Source organism: Bifidobacterium choerinum (genome assembly GCF_002761235.1).
Lineage (GTDB): Bacteria > Actinomycetota > Actinomycetes > Actinomycetales > Bifidobacteriaceae > Bifidobacterium > Bifidobacterium choerinum.
Map to the genome: position 1 here is coordinate 314,214 of NZ_CP018044.1, position 20,921 is coordinate 335,134.

Annotated in this window: 8 protein-coding genes; 1 reads left to right on the forward strand and 7 read right to left on the reverse strand. The window is 60.6% G+C overall.

What is annotated here, in order from left to right; genetic code table 11:
* Nucleotides 1-25: 25 nt before the first annotated feature.
* A complete protein-coding gene (locus BcFMB_RS01205; RefSeq protein WP_232513895.1) occupies nt 26-1,012 on the reverse strand; it encodes an EpsG family protein in 987 nt (328 codons plus the stop codon).
* 448 nt (nt 1,013-1,460) lie between these two features.
* On the opposite strand from BcFMB_RS01205, the gene BcFMB_RS01210 reads away from it, so the two are divergent.
* Nucleotides 1,461-2,474: a glycosyltransferase family 2 protein gene (locus BcFMB_RS01210; protein WP_099720814.1), complete on the forward strand. Its 1,014-nt coding sequence runs from the start codon at nt 1,461-1,463 to the stop codon at nt 2,472-2,474.
* Between the two features lie 99 nt (nt 2,475-2,573).
* On the opposite strand, the gene BcFMB_RS01215 is transcribed toward BcFMB_RS01210, so the two are convergent.
* The 6 genes from BcFMB_RS01215 to thrB form a co-directional block, all read right to left on the reverse strand.
* Nucleotides 2,574-6,242, reverse strand: a complete 3,669-nt coding sequence (locus BcFMB_RS01215; protein ID WP_198405428.1) for an Ig-like domain-containing protein — start codon at nt 6,240-6,242, stop codon at nt 2,574-2,576.
* Between the two features lie 280 nt (nt 6,243-6,522).
* Nucleotides 6,523-11,364 carry an Ig-like domain-containing protein gene (locus BcFMB_RS01220; protein ID WP_099720816.1) on the reverse strand — a complete coding sequence of 1,614 codons (4,842 nt, stop codon included), beginning with the start codon at nt 11,362-11,364 and terminating at the stop codon, nt 6,523-6,525.
* A 386-nt stretch (nt 11,365-11,750) separates the two neighbouring features.
* Nucleotides 11,751-15,953, reverse strand: a complete 4,203-nt coding sequence (locus BcFMB_RS01225; protein WP_099720817.1) for an Ig-like domain-containing protein — start codon at nt 15,951-15,953, stop codon at nt 11,751-11,753.
* A gap of 441 nt (nt 15,954-16,394) precedes the next feature.
* Complete coding sequence (locus BcFMB_RS01230) at nt 16,395-18,233, reverse strand: DUF4012 domain-containing protein (RefSeq protein ID WP_232513828.1); 1,839 nt, start codon at nt 18,231-18,233, stop codon at nt 16,395-16,397.
* Nucleotides 18,234-18,308: 75 nt separating this feature from the next.
* Nucleotides 18,309-19,793 (reverse strand): tyrosine-protein kinase domain-containing protein, encoded by a 1,485-nt coding sequence (locus BcFMB_RS01235; protein ID WP_099720818.1) that lies wholly within the window; start codon nt 19,791-19,793, stop codon nt 18,309-18,311.
* Between the two features lie 123 nt (nt 19,794-19,916).
* Nucleotides 19,917-20,903, reverse strand: a complete 987-nt coding sequence (gene thrB / locus BcFMB_RS01240; RefSeq protein ID WP_024540272.1) for a homoserine kinase — start codon at nt 20,901-20,903, stop codon at nt 19,917-19,919.
* Between the last annotated feature and the right edge of the window lie 18 nt (nt 20,904-20,921).

The window sequence follows — 20,921 nt, forward strand, 5'->3', positions numbered from 1 at the left end:
GCCAATGCGAACGAATGCATACCTGCTACCAGTATACGGTCGAAGTGTCGAAGACAAAGGTGTATGGCAGCACTTCGGAGGACCCGTGCACCTGATACACCACCATCCATGCCGCGAAGCACACGATAATGAGCGACACAGCGAGATAATAGGCCGTGCCGCGCAAGACGAAACGCAGCATATACGGAATGGATACGCATTGGATGATCATGAAATACCAGACGAAGCGGTATCCGACCGGCAATACGGCCTGCAGGAAGCAGAAGGAGAGCGTGAAGCTCTGCGCCAGCAGATACCAGTTCGCCTTATTGTCCTGACGTACGCCGTTGGTGCCCAACAAGTAGATCGCCACGAAAATCAGGAATACGGCCAGATTGATCATCGTCAGACGCGTGTCCGAGTACGCGGTGTCGTATTGGCCGGTGATGTAGTAGTCGAATCTCGTATTCATGCTGAAGCGTTCGGCGAACACGCGCACCACCGACTGCCCCATGTAGGCGCAGCAGGGAAGGATCATGGACACAACGGCCATCGCGCGGTTCGGCAGGAAGAACAGCAGGCAGAACGGGATGACGACGATGCCGCTCAGATGCAGGAAGCAGCTCAGCGCCACCAGCGCGAACGCCTTGATGTACCGGCCCTGCAGCAGGAACACGGTGCCTACGAGGAACGTGACGATGGAGACGTACTGGGCCACGAAGCAGAACGAACGCAGGTAGTGGAAGCTCACGATGTACAACGTCACCGGCAGTGCGATGAACCGCGACTGCTTGCAGATCGCGTAGTACATCATCGCCACTGTGTATACGGCCATCGCGAAGAAGAACCACTGGTTGCTTTCGAACTGGGCGAAGATCCAGATGATGAAATTGAACAGCGCATCGTAATGCGGCGTGTATCCGACGCGCGTCTCCTCCAGCGAAGGCACATACGAATACATGTAATCGATGCCGGTGTCGTACCGCAAACCGGCGAGCAGGATCAACGCAAGCGCGGACAGCGCAATGAACACCCTGCGCAAGGTCCGGGCTCCAGCCAGATCCAGCCGTCGGCTTGTCTGCAACTCCGCATGCGGCATGCGCGGCGCGAGGGTGTCCCCGAAAACCGGCATGGCCTCACGTCGGCACAGATCCGCGCAGAACGCGAAGAAGACAGCCACTGCGAATACGATTCCATACAGCATCATTTCTGGAAGTTCCCCCCATCACCGATCCACGCATGGTACCGTCGCATCGTTCCGCTCTTTCCTCCTAGGCTCGCCGGTGTTGCCTGCACGCCATCAAGACCGGACCCTTTTGCACCTTGATTAGTATAACCAGCATGGCCGATTGCCGGCGCGAAGCGTTCCGTTCTTCACCTGATGTACATCGGAACGTCCTTCGACGCCGGCGAGGCCCCTCATGCCATTGCTGTAGTATGCGTAGGGAGAATCGGGAAAGCGCATCTGAGGAGAGGATACCGTGCCAAAGAGCCAGCGGCCATTGGTGAGCATCATCGTGCCGATCTACAATGTGGAACATTATCTCGACGATTGCGTGCAATCGATCGTCGACCAGACCTACACCAATCTGGAGATTCTTCTGGTGGATGACGGATCGCCGGACGGCTGCGGCGCGATCTGTGATGCATGGGCCGAAAAGGATGCACGTATCACTGCGTTACACAAGCCGAATGGAGGACTTTCGGACGCGAGGAACTACGGCATCGACCGTGCGCACGGCGAGTACGTCTACTGCGTGGATTCCGACGATTGGATCCAGCCGAACCTCGTCGAACGTGCGCTCGACGTCGCGCTTGACACCGATTCCGACCTCGTCGTCTTCGAATACAACAGCGCAAGCGACGACGGCAGCGTCGTGAGGCCCTCCGACGACGTGCAGAAGTTCCCTTCCGAGGGCCGGCGCAGCTCCGAGCAGGCGCTCAAGCTGCTGTGGGACGACAAGGTGCAGAACTTCGCATGGTCCTACCTTGTGCACCGAAACGTCTACGACACGGGCATCCGGTTCCCTAAAGGCTATCTGATGGAGGACATGGGCACGGCGTATCTGCTTTATGACGCGGCGAACGCCGTCTATTTCCTGCCTGAGCCGCTGTACAACTACCGTGTGCGCCCCAATTCAATCCTTGGCGTGAAGAGCCAGGCGATGTGTGAGGGAACCGTGCATTTCATCCAGATCATCGACCGTTTCGCTCAGTCCCATTATTATCCGCAGCTGCGCACCGAAGAGCTCAACTGGTCGATCCGCTATCTGACCGGCGCGATCATCTGGGCTTATGAATCGCGCAAGCGCTTCAAGCCCGGTGAGTACAAGGCCTTCGTGAAATCCACGAAGAAACTCGTCACCGCCCGCATCAAGGCATTGGGCATCCGCAACATGACGAATACGAACAAGGTCAAATCACTCGCCGTATATCTGCACTGCGTGCCAATCATGGACATTGCGTCCCAACGGCGCAGCGGGCGCATGCTGTGATTCTTTCCAAAAAGCAGCGAAAAGCCGTGGATGCGGCGTGATGGTTCCCATCACATCGCATCCACGGCTTTTGCATAGTCGCGGACCGTGCCTCGTCGATCAGACGAGTTTGTTGAGGCGGTACAGGAACGCGGCCATCGCAGAACGCGTCAGCTTGCTGCCATACCCGAACGAACTATCCGAATTACCCAGCGTAATACCCGCATTCGCGCACCACAGGATCTCCTTGGCACCAAACGTACCCTGCTTCACATCAGAGAACCGACGGTAATCCGCAGCCGACGGCGCAAACGACGCCGCACCGGCCACACCCGCAAGCTTCGCATACCGATACAGGAACACCGCCATATCCTGACGCGTCAACTTGTCATTACCCTTGAACCGGCCATTCGAACCCTGCGAAATGCCGTTCTTCGCCAGCCACAGGATCTCCTTGGCGCCATACGAACCACGATTCACATCAGAGAACCGCGCATAATCCGCATCCGACGGCGTGAACGACGCGGCACCCGCCACACCATGCACCTTCGCCAGACGATACAGGAAGATCGCCATATCCTGACGGCTCAGATGATCACCATAACCGAAACGACCATCCGAATACCCATTCGTGATACCCTGCGCCGCCAGCCACTCAATCTCATCATGGAACGCCACACCAGCCGGCACATCAGAGAACCGATCAGACGAACCACCATTCTTCGACACCGTCACCAGCAGAGCCGCCGACTTACCGCTTGCGGTGGCGGTGACGGCGGTGATGCCTTCAGACTTCGCCGTCAGCTTGCCATTGCCATCAATCGTGGCCACCGCGGTATCCGACGACGACCATGATACGGCGCCAAGCGTCGCATTCGACGGGTTCGCCTTCACCGACAGCTGCACCGACTTGTTCTGCACCAGCGACAGTTCGGCACCGGAAATACCGTCGCCTGTGATCGTAATCGACTCCGGCAGTATGACAGAGCCGTTATCCTTGATCGTCACCTGAACCGATGCCGACTTGCCGCCGGCCGTCGCCGTGATCGTCGCGATACCGGCCTTGACGCCACGCACCGCACCCGTCGACGACACCGTCGCCACCGACGCGTCCGATGTGCTCCACGACACCGCATGATCCGTCGCATTGCTCGGCAGCACCGTCGCATTGAGATTCAGGCCAGCACCGACATTGATCGACGTCGCACCACCCGACACACCAATACCCGACACCGACACCGACTCAACCGGAACCACCGGATCGCCGCCCTGGGGCACGGTGACGGTCACCGAGGCGGACTTGCCGTCGGCCGTCGCCGTGATCTTCGCGATGCCGGACTTAACGCCGCGGACGGTGCCGTCCGAGGAGACGGTTGCGACCGCGGTGTCCGAAGACGTCCACGTCACGGTCGGGTTCGTCGCGTTCGCCGGCAGCACGGTCGCCGCAAGCTTCTTCGAAGCGCCTTCCTGGATCGAGAAGAAGTCGTTGCTGTTGATGGCGACGGAGGTCACCGGCACGACCGGGATGACCGCGCACGGCGCGGCGCCTTCGGTGAGCTTGCCGTTCTCGACGAGGATGTCCTCGCCGCTGCCCTTGTAATTCTGGCCGCCGTTGCTGTCCCAGTTGCCCGAGCCGTTGTTGAACGTCAGCTCGACCGGCTGCTGGTCGGGATTGTCGATCGTGAAGGAGACGTAGCCATCGCAGGCCTCCTCCATCTTCGCACCGGGCGCGGTCGTCCACGCGCCGGTGCCGACGCGGTAGTGGATGTAGGTGGAGTCGACGCCGAACTTATCGGCCGGATAGTAGACGGTCGTGCCCTGCGGCGTCACGATCTCGCCGGTCACCGTCACCGTGATCGACGCGGAAACGCCACCTGCCGTCGCCGTGATCGTCGTCGTACCCGCCTTCTTGCCACGCACGAGACCGCTCGAGGATACGGTCGCGACAGACGGGTCGGAGGAGCTCCATGCCACATTGCGCACGGTCGCGTCCGACGGCGTAACGGTTGCCGTGAGCTGCGCACTCGTCGTCGAGTTCAGATCCATGTTCAGGCGGCCGTTGTTCACGCCGTCGCCGGAGATCGTCACCGATTCGACCGGTGTCTGTGCACCCTTGTGATAGGTGTAGGTGTGGCTTACCGACTTACCGTTGTTGCCGGTGCCGGTCACTGTGACCGTCACGTCCTTGCCGCCGGCAGAGGCCGCGCCGATCGTGATGATATCACCGTCCTTGAAGGAGCCCGAGGCGCCTTCGGAGGTCGCGTAGGAGACGTTCGCCATATTGAACGAGCGCAGCGTGATGTCCTTCGTATCCTCGAAGCTGCCCTTGTTCGGCATCGCCTCGGCCGAAGAAATCGGCGTCGTGTCCACCTTGGCGTTGTAGAACGCGGCCACGGTGTTGGCTTCCACGGAGCCGGACGTAATCTTGCCACCGGAGACGGTGATCGTCGAACCGGAGACCTCGTCCTTATAGGTGCCGTTGTCTAGCTTCGTGCTCAGGCCGGAGAGGTTGGCGCCGCCGCGTTCCGTCGTGGAGACGAGCACGCCGTCGTTCGACGGGTTGCCGTCCGACTTGTAACGCTCCACCATCGCGCAGTTGTCTCCGCCGCAATTGGTGATGTTCATGTCCGTGCCCACCATGGCATTGCGGAAGTGATTCGAGGCCACGACGCCCGGATGCTTCCAGTCATCGGCGCCGACGTCGCCGATCTTCGACTTCTCGGAGAACCATTCCTGTTGACCGCCGGAAGCATACGGACGGTTGAAGAACAAAGTCATGCCCTGTCCCATCGCGTTCATCACTGCCCACGAGGCGCGCACCTGGTCCGCGGTGTACTTTTCGGACTGACGATCGCAGTAGTTGTCGTGCGACTCGATCCATGTCACCGTCTTGTCCGCGGAGGTGCCGCTGCGCAGATCCGTGAAGAATCGCGAGGCGACGCTGCGGTCGTTCATCGAGTTGCGCATCTCCTGACCGTAGTTCGAGCCGGTGATGCCGCCCCCTCCGACGGAGGATGAGCCGAACATGTTGGCGTAGTCGGCTTCACGCACGTTCTTGTCCTGAAGGACCTCGCCGTACTGGTACTGGGCGCCGTTCGGCAGGATCGTGTTCCAATACTGGGAACTGCCGACCTCGTTGGTGAGCTCGATGTGCTTGGCGGCATCGTAGCGGAAGCCGTCGGCTCCGTCGGCGACGACCTTCTTGTAGAACTCTGCCATGCGGTTGGCTACCTCGGAGTTCTGGGTGTTGAGGTCCCAGAGTCCCGAAAGCTGGCCCTGCGTGCAGTCCTCGCGGTCGTTGTAATCATTGATCTTCCTGGCAGGGTGGAAGTAGTCTTCGTTCTGCCACGACGGGTCGATGACGTCCCAGTCGGAGGTGAAGTGGTTTGCGACGGCGTCGACGATGACACGCACGCCGTACTGATGCGCGATGTTGCACATCTGCCGGAACTCGTCCTCGGAGCCGAGGATGTAGTTGCCAATCGTCGTGTTGATCGGCTGGTAGATGTAATACCAGTTGAGATACCAGTTGCCCTTGCCGAGCTCGCTGTTGTCCTTGACGGCGGACACGTTGTTGATCTGGATGGAGGTGTAGCCGGCTTGGGCGATCTCCTCCATATGCTCCTTGATTGTCTCGAACGACCACATGAAGGTATGCAGCGTGGCGCCGTCCCTCATGTTCTTCGTCAGACCGTACTTGTTGCGCGCGGCCTCAAAGGAGGCGTTGCCCACCGTCTGCGCATAGCTGTCGCGCAGCGGCGCCGCGGAAGCGGTCTGCGTCGTTGCCATACCGAGGCTCAATCCGCCGAGCAGCGTTGCTGCGGCGACGAGTCCGGCGACGGTCTTTTTACGAATGCCTGCAAGGCGACCCGTCAATACCATAATTGAAGTTACCCTTCCCTGAATAACTTGTCTTGTGTATGCCCTCCAGATGGATGGCAAAAAGGGGGCTCAGGCACAAGGTCGTACCTAAGCCCCCTGCTGCATCAATGATGTGTCACGGTGCAGTGGTCATCGGCTTGGAATCGCATGATGCCCACCGAATCTCCACTCACTTGTTGAGGTGTGCTCAGATGAGTTTGTTGAGGCGGTACAGGAACGCGGCCATCGCCGAACGCGTCAGCTTGTCACCATAACCGAACGTGCCATTCGCATTGCCAAGCGTAATACCCACCTTCGCGCACCACAGGATCTCCTTGGCACCAAACGTACCCTGCTTCACATCAGAGAACCGACGGTAATCCGCAGCCGACGGCGCAAACGACGCCGCACCCTGCACACCGGCAAGCTTCGCATACCGATACAGGAACACCGCCATATCCTGACGCGTCAACTTGTCATTACCCTTGAACCGGCCATTCGAACCCTGCGAAATGCCGTTCTTCGCCAGCCACAGGATCTCCTTGGCGCCATACGAACCACGATTCACATCAGAGAACCGCGCATAATCCGCATCCGACGGCGTGAACGACGCGGCACCCGCCACACCATGCACCTTCGCCAGACGATACAGGAAGATCGCCATATCCTGACGGCTCAGATGATCACCATAACCGAAACGACCATCCGAATACCCATTCGTGATACCCTGCGCCGCCAGCCACTCAATCTCATCATGGAACGCCACACCAGCCGGCACATCAGAGAACCGATCAGACGAACCACCATTCTTCGACACCGTCAGCACAATCGCGGCGGACTTGCCGGAGGCCGTCACGGTGATTGCCGTAACGCCTTCCTTCTTCGCCGTGACCTTGCCGTTGCCGTCGACCGTCGCGACCGACGTGTCAGAGGACGACCAGTAGGCCGCACCGACCGTCGCGTTCGACGGGTTCGCCTTCACGGAAAGCTGGACGCTCTTGTTCTGCGCAAGCGTGAGCTTGCCGCCCGAGACGCCGCTGCCCGAGATTGAGATCGACTGCAGAACCGCTCCGTTGTTCTGGACCGTCACGATAATCGATGCGGACTTGTTGCCGGCGGTAGCGGTGATGACCGCGTTGCCAGCCTTGATGCCGCGCACCGTGCCGTTGCTGACGGTGGCCACCTCCGCGTTCGACGTGCTCCACGTGACGGTGCGGTCCGTCGCGTTGTTCGGCAGCACGGTCGCGTTGAGGTTGAGGCCAGCGCCAACGTTGATCGTCGCCTTGCCGCTCGAGACGCCAGTACCCGAGATTGCGACCGAATTGACCGCAATGTAATCGGAAGCAACCGTCACCTTAATCGAGGCCGACTTGCCACCGGCCGTCGCCGTGATCGTCGCGGTGCCCGTCGAGACAGCTTTCACCGTGCCCGACGCGTCCACCGTCGCCACCGAAGTGTTCGACGACTTCCACGACACCGCGCGATCCGTCGCGTTCGCAGGAGCCACGCTCGCCGTGAGCTTCCGCGTCGCGCCGGTTGTCAGCTCGAAATCGCCACCCGAAATCGACACCGAAGTCACCGGAACGGTCACCGTGCACGGAGGATTGTCAACGGTGAGCTGGCCGCTCTTGACGAGCAGCGACTCGCCGGTGCCCTTGTAGTTGGCTTCGCCATTGTTGTCCCACTGACCGGAGCCGTTGTTGAACACGAACTCGACTTCGTCCTGATCGGGGTTGTCGATCGTGTACTTGACGTAGCCATCGCAGGCAGCGTCCATCTTCACGCCGGGCGCGGTCGTCCACGTGCCGGCCGCACCACCCTTGTTCACACGGTAGTGCAGGTAGGTGGAGTCCGCGCCGTAGGCGCTCGTCGGATAGTAGACGGTTGTCGTCGTCGGAATGATGAGCTCACCGGTCACGGTGATCGTGATCGTGTCGGTCTTGTCTCCGGCTTTGGCCGTGATCGTCACAGTGCCGGCCTTGTTCGCCTTGACGTTGCCCTTCGAGTCGACGGTCGCGATCTGCTCGTTGGACGAGCTCCACGTGACCTTCTTGCTCGAGGCATTCGACGGGGCGACGGTCGCGCTCAGCTTCGCCGTGCGCGAGGTGCCGAGGTCGATCGACATCGAGGAGCCTTCGTTGATCGTCACCGATTCGACAGGAATCGTTTCGATGACACCACCGGCGGCGCCGATGCGAGCGAGCGGAGCGGAGTACGAGTCGTCATCGGACTTCTCGTAGGAGTTGTTCTCCTGCGACTGCGTATCCGGGAGATCGGCGTTGTCGTTCGCGGCGAGGTCGTACGGCAGCGAGTCCATGCCCGACAGGCCATAGGTGGCGACAATCTGCACACCGACGCCGGTCTTCTCGACGTCGGCCGCCGTGATGCCAAGCTCTTCGAGCGGAATGGCCAGCTCGCAGATCGAATCCTGGGCGCCCGGGTTGTGTCCCTTGGACTTGAAGTTGACCCAGTTGCCGTTGTCGTTCTTCACATCGCCCGGCACACGCCCATTGCTGGCGCCCCAAGCATTGTCAAGACCCCAGACCTCATTGCTGAGCAGACCGGTTCCAGCCGCATACTGCATCTTGGTCTTCTGCGTACCGACAGCCGGAGCCGCGCCCGGACCATAGATCGCGTTCGCGTTCAGACCGGTCTCATCGCCGCCGTACATCCAGGGACCATTCTCGCCCTTCTTCAAGGCAAGCCCGATGACATTGTTGACATTCTGCTCCCATGAGATGCGCGAATCCCAGATCGTGCCGCCGGTCTGCAGATTGGCGTTCTTGCCGACGCGGTTATCGGAGCGTCCGGTGTCAAGCGCAATCCACGCGGCAGGTCCCTTTTCGGTATGGACCGGACGATTGAGCGGGAAGTTGTCACCGGGATCAACGACATCCTGGACGTTGGTCATCTCCCACATCAGATAGAGATTGTCATCGTCATAGGTGCCATAGAGGGCATACAGATCGATGGGCATCTCATACATCGAATTCGGACGGTAGACGCGGGGATCATCATTCGCGGTACCCTGCGCGATGAGCATGGAGCTGTCCCAATCGCTGGCGGAGCCATCGACCGAAATCGTCTTCTTTTTCTTCTGGCCGGCCGTATTCGTCGAATAGTACTTGGCGAGCTGCTGCTGGCTGCGTTCGACCTTCTCATAGGTGTATTCGACTTTGAGGTCCTTGCCGGTCGCACCGGTGCCCTTGCCGGTGAGCGTCAGCGTGATGACATCGCCGACTTCGGCATTGGCGCCGACGGTAATCTTGTCGCCGGAGACGAAGGTGCCGGACTTGCCGTCGGAGGTCGACCACTTGAGGTTCGTCGCGTTCTGCGCGCGCACGGTGACTTCGATGCCAGAACCGGTGAAGGTCGTGTTGATCGGCGCGGCGCTGATCGTCTCGGCATCGATCGTCGTGCCGCCCTTGTTGTTCCAGAACACCGCGACCTTGCCACCCGGAGCGCGGCCGGACGTGATCTTGCCGCCGGAGACGGTGATCTGGCCGCCGTTGACCTGATCCTTGTACTGGCCGTCATCGAGCGTCGTCGAGATGCCGCTGAGGTCCTTGTCTCCACCGGAGTTGACCACGACGACACCGTTGTTGTCCGGCGAACCGTCATCGATGCCGCGCTCGATCATCAGGCAGGAGTTGTCGCCCTGGCAGTTCTGCATGTTTTCGGGCGAGCCCTCCATCGCATTGCGGAACTTGTTGACCCAGGTGACCTCGGGATGCTTCCACTCGTCATCGCCAGCCATGCCAAGCGTCGTACGCTCGGAGAACTGGTTATTGTTCGTGCCGCCGGAACCGACCGGACGGTTGAAGAACAGCGGCGCGCCGCCGGCGCGGGACGCGATGATCGCCCATCCCTTGCGGATCTTGTCGGCCGAAATGCGCGTCGAGACGCCCACTTTGCCGATTTCCGTATCGACTTCCTTGTTCGCATAGTTGTCATGCGATTCGACCCAGGTGACGAGCTGGTTGTCACGCACGCCGTCACCCTGCAGATTGCGCAGCGACTGGGCGTTCATGCTTCCCGAGTTGATCGCGGCACGTACGGCGCCACCGTACTTCGAACCGGTGTTGCCGCCGCCATTGCTCGAATACTTGTCGAAGAGGGCCGGATACGCCGCGGCGTTCAGGCCGGAATCGCCCTGCAGCACCTCACCGTACTGGTACTGCGCGCCGTTCGACAGGATCGTGTCGAAATACGGCGAATGCGTATCGAACTCATCCGGGAGCTCGATGTGCTTCGCGGCATCGTAGCGGAAGCCGTCCACACCATCATCGACGGCGCGGGCGAGATAATCATGCATTCGGTCCGCAACGCTTTGGCTCTGGGTGTTCAGATCCCACAAGCCGAGCAGATGGCACTGGGTGACCTTCCAACGGTTGCTGTAATCGATGCGGTCGCCGTTGTGGCTGGTGCTTTCCTGCTTGTCGCAGATGCCCCATGCTTGGTGGAAGTTGCCCTCCGAACGCCAATCGGAATCAATGGCGTTCCAATCGGAGCTGAAATGGTTGATGACGCCGTCGACGATTACTCGGATGCCGTATTTGTGCGCTTCGGCGGTCATCGCCTTGAGCTCGTCCTCAGTGCCGACGACCTTGTTGCCGATCTTCGTGCCGGTCGGCTGGTAGACGTAATACCAGTTCTCATCGAACTGCATGCCGTTGACCGGCCCCTTGATCTCACTGATCGGCGAGGTCTGGATGGACGTGTAACCCGCGGCGGCGATCTCCGGCATCTTCTGCTTGATCGTGTTGAACGACCACATCCATGCATGCAGGATTGCGCCGTAGCTCATCTCCTGGGCGAGGCCGTACTGCTTGCGCGCGGCCTCGAAGGTCGCGTTGCCAAGCGTGCGGTCGTAGCTCGTCGTCGGGCCCACATGATCGGCCGCCACGGCCGTGGAGGTTCCCAACGCCATGCCGCCGACAAGCGTGGCCGCGGCCGCGAGGCCGGCGATTGCCTTCGTCGCGAACCTGCGACCCGAAGGACGCTTGTCCGAGACGGGGCCGACTCCGTGCTTTTCAGACAGAGGTGTCATGCCACTGTCTCCTTTTCTTCTCTAGAATAATTCTTTCTTTCCTTGTGTTGCGACCCCGCCAGCACAGCCGGGAACCTGATGCGATATCCTCCCGCCACCGGATACACCGCCAGCAAAAGGATAGAGACAGTCAACACAATCATTGTGCAACCGTTCGCATTCCATCTAGTATACCCAAATACTTGCACAACATCAACACAAGCGAGTCATATAGAGAACGTTCGCATCAGATAGCGACACATGAAACTAGACGTCCAACCAGCACAACGCCCATGCGATCTATTGCAGATAAGCATAGAAACAGGCGGTTTCCCGGAAGATGTCTTCCGAGAAACCGCCTTGGCTCAACGTTCCGTCAGATCAGGAAACGGGACGCATGTCTTGGTTCAGATGAGTTTGTTGAGGCGGTACAGGAACGCGGCCATCGCAGAACGCGTCAGCTTGTCACCATAACCGAACGTGCCATTCGCATTGCCAAGCGTAATACCCACCTTCGCGCACCACAGGATCTCCTTGGCACCAAACGTACCCTGCTTCACATCAGAGAACCGACGGTAATCCGCAGCCGACGGCGCAAACGACGCCGCACCCTGCACACCGGCAAGCTTCGCATACCGATACAGGAACACCGCCATATCCTGACGCGTCAACTTGTCATTACCCTTGAACCGGCCATTCGACCCCTGCGAAATGCCATTACGAGCCAGCCACAGGATCTCCTTGGCACCATACGACCCCTGCTTCACATCAGAGAACCGCTGGTAATCCGCAGCCGACGGCGTGAACGACGCGGCACCCGCCACACCATGCACCTTCGCCAGACGATACAGGAAGATCGCCATATCCTGACGGCTCAGATGATCACCATAACCGAAACGACCATCCGAATACCCATTCGTGATACCCTGCGCCGCCAGCCACTCAATCTCATCATGGAACGCCACACCAGCCGGCACATCAGAGAACCGATCAGTAGACGCACCCTTAGAGACCGTTAGCACAATCGAGGAATGCTTGCCGCCGGCAGTTGCCGTGATGACGACCATGCCTTCCTTCTTCGCCGTGACCTTGCCGTTGCCATCGACCGTCGCAATCGAGGAATCCGAGGAATCCCACGTCACGGCACCGATCTGCGCGTTCGACGGCGTCGCCTTCACCGACAGCTGCACGGTTTTGTTCTGCGCAAGCGTCAGCTTGTTGCCCGAAACACCCGAACCGGTGATCTGAATCGACTGCAGCGTCGGGCCTGCATCCTGCACCGTCACGATGACGGAAGCCGACTTGCCGCCGACGGTTGCCATGATGACGGCCATGCCGGCCTTGATGCCACGAACGGCGCCGGTCGAGGAGACCGTGGCCACCGAATCATCGGAGGAGAGCCACGATACGTTCTGATCAGTGGCGTTCGACGGGGTGATGACGGCGTTGAGGTTCAGGCCGGCGCCGACGCTGATCGTCGCCTTGCCGCCCGACACGCCCGTGCCCGAGATCGCGACCGACTGCACCGGGATGTCCACGACCTCCGGAGTCACCGTCACGGTCACGGTAGCCGACTTGCCACCCGCCGTCGCCGTGATCGTCGCCGTGCCGGCAGCCACGGCCGTCACATTGCCCGAAGCGTTCACCGCCGCAACCGAAGTATTCGACGACTTCCACGACACCGCACGATCCGTCGCGTTCGCAGGAGCCACCGTCGCCGACAGCTGCTTCGAAGCACCTTCCTTAAGCTCGAAGTCACCACCCGAAATCGACACCGACGTCACCGGAACGACCGTCACACACGGAGCGACCGAACCAATCGTGCCGTTCTCAACGACGATGTTCGCGCCGCTGGCCTTGTAGTTCTTCTTGCTATTGTTGTCCCAAGTGCCCGAGCCGTTGTTGAACACGAACTCGACCTCGTCGCCTTCGGTGCCCGCGATCGTGTACTTGACGTAGCCGTCGCAGGCAGCGTCCATCTTCACGCCGGGCGCGGTCGTCCATGTGCCGGCCACACCACCCTTGTTCACACGATAGTGCAGATAGGTGGAATTCGCGCCGAACTTCGAGGCCGGATAGTAGACGGTCGTGTCATGGACAACCGGCGCCTCACCGGTAACGTTGACGGTCACGGTGTCCGACTTGCCACCGACGGAGGCGGTGATCGTCGCGGTGCCCTTGGACAGACCCTGCACGAGGCCGTTCTTGACGGCGGCGACCTTTTCGTTCGACGAGGTCCACTTGACCGGCTTGCCGGAGGCCGCGGCCGGGGCCACAGTGGCGGTCAGCTGGGCGGTGGCACCGGTGGCGAGGTCAAGGTCGATCGTGCCGGCCGGGCTGATCGTGACCGAGTCGACGGTCACGGCGAGGCAGGAAGCCTCTTCCCAGGTACCACCCGTGATATTGCCATCCCAGACGTAGGAGCCGTCGATGAGCAGGCCCGCGGCGTCCACATGGTCGTCCGGATCGGTGGTCGCCGAGTCGGCCGGGAACTTGTTGCCCGGGATTTCGCCGGCGCCACCGTTGTTGAAGATGACGCGGATCGGGTCGTCACCGGCCTGATCGATGATGTCCTCCGGAATCTCGTAGACCTGATCGGCGGTGCCGTCACAGGCGCCGGATTCGGCGGTCATCAGTTCGCCCGGCCAAGCGGCGTTCTGGATGACGGAACCCGCCGCGGCGTTGTTGTCCACATAGACATAGGCGTAGATCTTGCTCCATGCCGCAGGCTTCTTCGCGTAAGCCGTGTAGGAGACGACCGCGTTCGGGTCCTTCTTCGTGAAGGTCTCTTCAGCCTTGACGGCGTTGCCGTCCTGATCGGTGCCGGTCAGCGTGACGGTGATCTGCGTGTTCACGGCGGACTTGGCGCCGATCGTGATCTTCTGGCCGTCGGTGAACGAGCCGGAATCGCCTTCGGAGGTGCTGTAGCGCGCGTTGTTGACATTGCGCGCGGTCAGCGTCACCTGCGTCGTATCGGTCTTGAAGGACTTCGCACCGGTCGCGGCGAGCGAGGCTCGCGGCGTGTTCGAGGCGTTATAGAACACATGGATCTTGCCGCTCTTCACATTGCCGGACGTGATCTTCTTGCCGGAGACAGTGAGCTTGCCACCGTAGACCTGATCGACGTATTCGCCGTCATCGAGCGTCGTGTCCATGCCGGCGAGGCTCTTGTCGCCATCCATGTTCACGACGGTCATGCCGTCGTTGTTGTTGTTGCCATCGGTCTTGTACCGCTCGATCATCAGGCAGTTGTTGTTGCCGTTGCAGTTGCGCAGGTATTCGGCGTTGCCTTCCATCGCGTTGCGGAACTTGTTGACCCACTTGACCTCGGGATGCTTCCACTCGTCGTCGCCCGCGTCACCGAGCTGAGAGACCTCAGCGAAACGCGGATTCGAGCCGCCGGAACCCTGCGGACGGTTGAAGAACAGCGGCGCGCCGCCGGCACGGGATGCGACGATGCCCCAGCCCATGCGGATCTGCCATGCGGACAGCTGCGAGGAGTATTCGTTGGTGTTCGCATAGGTGTCATGGGACTCGACCCAGGTGACGAGCTGGTTGTCGCGGACGCCGGTGCCCTGCAGGCTGTTCAGACGGCCGGCGCTGATGTTCTTGTCCTGCATTGCGCTGCGGATCTCACGGCCATAGTTCGAAGCCGTGTTGCCGCCGCCGTTGGTCGAATACTTATCGAACAGCGCCGGGTATGCCGGTGCGTTCAGGCCGGGATCGCCCTGCAGCACCTCACCGTACTGATACTGGGCGCCATTCGGCAGAATCGTGTCATAATACGGCGAATGCGTCTGGAACTCGTCCGGAAGCTCGATATGCTTCGCGGCGTCATAGCGGAAGCCATCAATGCCGTCCGCGACAGCGCGGGTCAGATAGTCGTGCATGCGGTTGCCGACTTCTTGGTTCTCGGTGTTGAGATCCCACAGGCTCAGCAGATGGCAGTGCGTGACCTGCCAGCGGTTGCTGTAGTTGATGGCGGTGCCGTTGTCCCCGCAGCCGCCTTCGGAACGCGTGTGGAACAGGCTGGAGTTCTTCCAGTCGGAGTTGATGCCGTTCCAATCCGCGGTGAAGTGGTTGATGACAGCGTCGGCGATGACACGAATGCCGTGCTTGTGCGCTTCGGCGGTCATGTCCTTGATTTCCTGCTCGGTGCCGATCACCTTGTTGCCGATGCCGGTGCCGGAAGGCTGGTAGACGTAGTACCAGTTCTCGGTGAAGACGCCGCCGCGGTTCGGACCGACGATGTTGGAAATCGGCACGGTCTGGATCGAGGTATAGCCGGCGTCGGCGATCTCATCCATATGCGCCTTGATCGTGTTGGCCGACCACATCCATGCATGCAGAATCGCACCATAGTCCATTTCCTTGGACAGGCCATACGATTCGCGAGCGGCCTCGAACTGCGCATTGCCAAGCGTGCGATCATAGCTGGTCGTCGGCACATTCGCCGCGCTCGCCGCCGGGGCGGCGACCATGCCAAGCGCCATGCCGCCGGCAAGCGTCGCGAATGCCGAGAGGCTGGCAACCGTCTTGGCGACGAACCCATGCCTTCCCGAACGCTTGCTCTTGCCGAGCTGCTGCTCGGTTTCAGACAGAGGAATCATACCGCTGTCTCCTTTTCTTCTCTAGAATAGAGGGCTTTCTTTCCTTATGCTCATTCGTCCACACAGCCGGATGATGCTGCACATGCCTGTTCGCCATGAACATGAACCATGCTCTCTGAGTGAACGAACACTTCGGTCGGCACAATCACTGTGCAACCGTTCGCATGATGTTTATTATATGCAGAAACTTCCACAGAACCAACACAGATCTTCCATATCGCAAACGCTGTCACCCAGATGGCGGATGCCGCTGCCAGATATCGACGCTGAATTCATCCAGATTGCAGATACTTAAGCGTTTGAGTCGGTGATGACGCGAGCCTGTTGTGCCGACACGCCAACGATGAACATATCACAAACGGGAGTGGTGCCGGGGCATGCTGACATGCCCCGGCACCACTCCCCCGGTTCATCCATCGGACTGCGCTCACGACATCGCGCTCACTGCGAGACGCCTGTGCCGCACTTCGGTGCGAGATAGGTGACGCCATCGTCGGCCCAACCCATCGGCGTCTGGTCGATCGTCAGCGGTGCCGCCGCCTTCGGGGAGACGCGCACGTCGAAGGTATAGGTCACAAGTTGCCCCGGATTGATCTGCGCATAGGTCTGATAGGCCTTGGCGCCGTCGATGGTCGTCTCCTTGGCGGCGTCGACAGGGCCGCCAAGTTGCATCAGGTTGCTGATCGAACCGCCTTTGGGCGCGTAGAACAGCATCTTCTCCATCGCCTTGCCGGTGTTGGCGCGATTGTTGCCGGTGATGTACATCGGCAGCGTCTTCGCCTCGTCCTCGGTCATCGTATTGCGCACGGTGAACTCCACATGGTAGAGATCGCCGTCGTCGCAGTTCACGCGCTGAATCTTCGCCTCACGCTTGATGTACCATCCCATCTTCGACGGATTCTGCTCGGTCAGATAGATGCCGACGGACGGTTCGGTCTCACTGCTCGGCGTCTGCCCGGTGAAGCCTGCGGCCTCGATGCCCTGTTCGACCCGCTTGTCGAAAGCGTACATCGTGAAGTGGCGGCCCTTCGCCATCGTGCCCATCATTGCGCCGGTCCGGTACAGTTTGCCGATGCTCATATGGGAGAACATCGATGCCATCGCCTTGCTCGCCACGACGCCGAACAATGCATCGGTCTCGTTCTCCGGATATTGCTGATAGACGGTATTCATCAGGAACTCGGCCGTGTTGTCGCCGGTGAGCACGGTGCCGTCGGGCAACGTCACGTTGCCGTTGATGGCGATGAGCTGCTGCAGGAACAGCGGATCGACCATGACGATGCCGGCGAGCGGCTGTTCCTTCCCCCACGGTGTACGATCCCAGATCGAGCGCATCGCGACGGCCGAGTCGGCGGTGTTTGGGAACACGGCTAGATCTCGTATGTCGAAGGACATATGCAACGGCCCTTCCTTCGTAAACACGCGGTCCATGTCCTGTGAATGGTCGCCGATGCCGTAGGACAGGTAGTCGCCGTTCGGGCGGAAGTCGCCAATGTGCACGGTGCCGTCCGAGGTCGTCAGTTCGCCAACCGAACCGATCAAGCCGCCCGATGAGCGCATCTCGGAAGGCGTCATCGCCATGACGGCGTAAGTACGTGACTGGCCATCGCCGAGCAGCGCCGGCAGGATGCGGAAGGTGTTCGTCAACGCATCGACCCGGTCGGCGAGCGCGTTGAGCTTCGTCGCGCCATCGTCATAGGCGGTGCGGATCATGCCGATGCTCGGTTCCTTGAGCTCGTCATAGCTTCGCACCTGCTGCTGGAACGAGTCGTTCGCCTTGGCGAGCGGCTCGGCGGCGGCCATGATCGGCTGCAGGTTGACGCCGTTGTCCCCATTGGCGATCTGCGCCTCACTGAGTGTCTTCATGACGTCGACGAACTGCGGCATCGATTCCTGGACGATGCCATCGATCGTGCTCGTCATGCCCTGGACGGTGGCGATGTCATCACCGACGAAGGGCATCTTCGCGGCGAAGTTCCACAATCCTCCATGGGCGATGTCCGAAGCCTGCTTCGTCTCCTGCGCGATCTGCGGCAATGCATCGCCGGCCTGGGCGAGCTTGTCGGCGTCGGAGGACGCGAGCTGCGACATCATCGAGACGGCCTTCGATTCATGAGCCTGCACCTGCTTCGCCTGACGCAACAGCTGCAGACCGACGACGCCGCACATGATGAGCGCGAGCACGAGGACCGTCAGTACGCCGACGATCCACGGCCAGATCCGGCGGCGGCGATGATGATGGTGATGATGACGGTGTGGCTGCGTGTGCGTGTGCGACATGACGCTCCTTAGGCCAATGAATGAAAATCGCGGATTCCTTGAGATTCAGGAATCCGCGAGACGAATCGGAATCGGTCACTTGAGCGAGAAACGACGCTTCTTGCGGTGGTCGGTGCTGCGGCTCGAATAGTAGTAGTAATAATTCGTGTGTTCGAGCGACTTCTTCGAATCGCGCGCGCAGTTGAAGATGACGCCGGTCGTCGACAGGTCGAGCGTCGTAAGTTCCTCCGAAATGTCGCGCAGATCGCGCTTGAGCGTCTGGTCGCGTCGGCAGACCATGATCAGCGAACCGCCACGGCGCACGAAGATGACGGCGTCGTTCGCGACGATCATCGGCGCTGTATCGATGAGCACGTAGTCGTACTGTTCCATCGCGTTGTTGAGCAGCTCCTCCATGATCGGCGAGTTGAGCAGCGTCGACGCGTTCGGCGGTTTCGGACCGGCCGGCATGACGTGCAGGTTCGGCTTCCAGTAGCGCTGCACGACGTCCTTGACCGAAGCCTGGCCGGACAACACATGGGTCAGACCCGCCGAACCGTCAAGGTCGAGTTTCTTCGCGACCGACGGATGACGCAGATCGGCGTCGATGAGCAGGACCTTCGCGCCATTCTCGGCGAGCGCGGCGGCGACGTTGACCGACATCGTCGTCTTGCCTTCGCTCGCACCGGTCGACGTGACGACGATGAGACGGCAGTTCGTGCCATCCACCGGCGCCATGAAGGTCAGGTTCGTGCGCACGCGGCGAAAATCCTCGGCGACCGGGCTTCCCGGCTCGCTGACGACAGCCGGCTTCGTGCCCTTGAGAATCTCCTCTTCGGGAATGCGGCCGACGATCGGCGCATCCAGGTATTCGCCGACCTCATCATCATCCTGCACGCGCTTGGACAGCACGTCCTTGAGCAATGCGGCGAAGACGCCGAGAATCAGGCCGCCAACGATACCGATGAGGATGTTAAGCTTCCACTTCGGCGAACTCGGCGAGCTCGGCGCCGTGGCCGGCTGCACGATCGAGAGCTTGACCGATGAACGCGAACCGGACGCGTACAGCGTGTTCTCAACGACAGAGCTCAACGATTTCGCGACCGAATTCGCGATATCGGCGGCCTGTGCCGGATCGCCATCGGTAACGGTGATATTGACGAACGCGGTGTTCGTGGGATTCGTCACGCTGATCTCGCCTTTGAGCTGACCGACCGTGGTATGCAATCCAAGCTCTTCGATGACCGGCTGCAGCACCGACTGCGTCGTCGTCAGGGCCGGATACGACTTGATCTGGCTCATGATGTACGAGCTGCCGCTGTTCTGCTCGGAGGAATTCGCGGTGCCGTCCGAGGAATCGTTGTAGGTCGCGAACAGCTGGGACGTCGTCGAATACTTCACCGGGGACATCGCGGTCAGTCCGATGGCGGCGCCGAGGACAACCGCGAAGGTGACGATAATCGTGATGATGTGTTTGCGCAGAATGCCGAACAGCGCGGACAACGTCATGCCATCGCCCCCCGCTTTCGCGTTGGTATTGGCAAGTCCATACGCCTGCTGTTGCGTTGTGTTTTCAGCCATCGAGGTGTATTCCCATCTAAGCGTCGAGACCAATCGTGCCGTACACCGTCCCCAGCACGGGACACCGGACTCGGTCAGTCCCAAAAATCAGCATAGTCATCGTATCTGTTGCGCTCGACGCGGCTACAGGCGTGCCACCTGCACGCCGAGCGTGTCGACGCCGAGGTGCAGCACACGCCAATGACCGGATGCGAGCTCGGCGGAGGCGACGGCATCGATCATGTCGGCGGCGTCACCGGCATGGAGCACGAGCACGCAGGGGCCTGCGCCGGAGACCATCGCCGCATAGCCGTTCAGGCGCAGCTTCGCGATAAGATCGGCGGAAGGCTGCATCAACGGACCGCGGTACCGCTGGTGCAGCCTGTCCTCGGTCGCCTCCATCAGCAGCGCGTTGACGTCATGCGCGCCGGTGAGCGCGCCCGGGTTCATCGCGCCGATGAGCAGCGCCGCACGGGACACATTGAAGACGGCGTCCTTGAACGGCACGAGCGGAGGAAGCGCCTCGCGCGCCTTGCTCGTCGACAGTTCGAAATCGGGGATGAACACCGACGTCGTGATCGTCGGATCGACGATGTAGTTGACAGTGCGGTAGCCGGCATCGGTGACGACGCCATGCTCAAGCGTCTGAAGGGCCCCTTCATCGGTCCACGACACGGTCATGCCACCGTAGACGGCAGGCGCCACGTTGTCTGGATGGCCCTCGAGCTCGGCGGCGAGCGCGAAAATCGCGTCGCGGTCGAGTTCGCCCTCATGGCTGAACGCGTAGGCCGCACTGATGCCGGCGACGATTGCTTCGGCCGACGATCCCATGCCACGCGCCTGCGGGATATTGTTGTGCGCCTCGAGGATGAAACCGGTCTTGCTCAGGCCGAAACGCGAGCATGCGCGGCGAAACGCGGAGACGACGAGGTGGGATTCGTCGCGTGGCAGCGTGTCCTCACCTTCGCCGTCGATGAGTACCTGGGCCGCCATATTGAGCGGATCGGAGCTCAGCGTGAACTCCAGTTCGTCGTGATAGTCCAGCGCGAGCCCCACGGTGTCGAAACCGGAGCCGAGATTCGCGCTCGTCGCGGGCACACGGACGTGCACCTTACGCGTTACCGGATCCATCGGATATGTCCTGCCTTA

What these genes read in the sequence shown, in the direction of transcription:
- BcFMB_RS01230 (WP_232513828.1), bottom strand. Translation starts at nt 18,233, where the DNA reads ATGTCGCACACGCACACGCAGCCACACCGTCATCATCACCATCATCAT.
- BcFMB_RS01235 (WP_099720818.1), bottom strand. Translation starts at nt 19,793, where the DNA reads ATGGCTGAAAACACAACGCAACAGCAGGCGTATGGACTTGCCAATACC.
- thrB (WP_024540272.1), bottom strand. Translation starts at nt 20,903, where the DNA reads ATGGATCCGGTAACGCGTAAGGTGCACGTCCGTGTGCCCGCGACGAGC.
- BcFMB_RS01215 (WP_198405428.1), bottom strand. Translation starts at nt 6,242, where the DNA reads ATGGCAACGACGCAGACCGCTTCCGCGGCGCCGCTGCGCGACAGCTAT.
- BcFMB_RS01225 (WP_099720817.1), bottom strand. Translation starts at nt 15,953, where the DNA reads ATGATTCCTCTGTCTGAAACCGAGCAGCAGCTCGGCAAGAGCAAGCGT.
- BcFMB_RS01220 (WP_099720816.1), bottom strand. Translation starts at nt 11,364, where the DNA reads ATGACACCTCTGTCTGAAAAGCACGGAGTCGGCCCCGTCTCGGACAAG.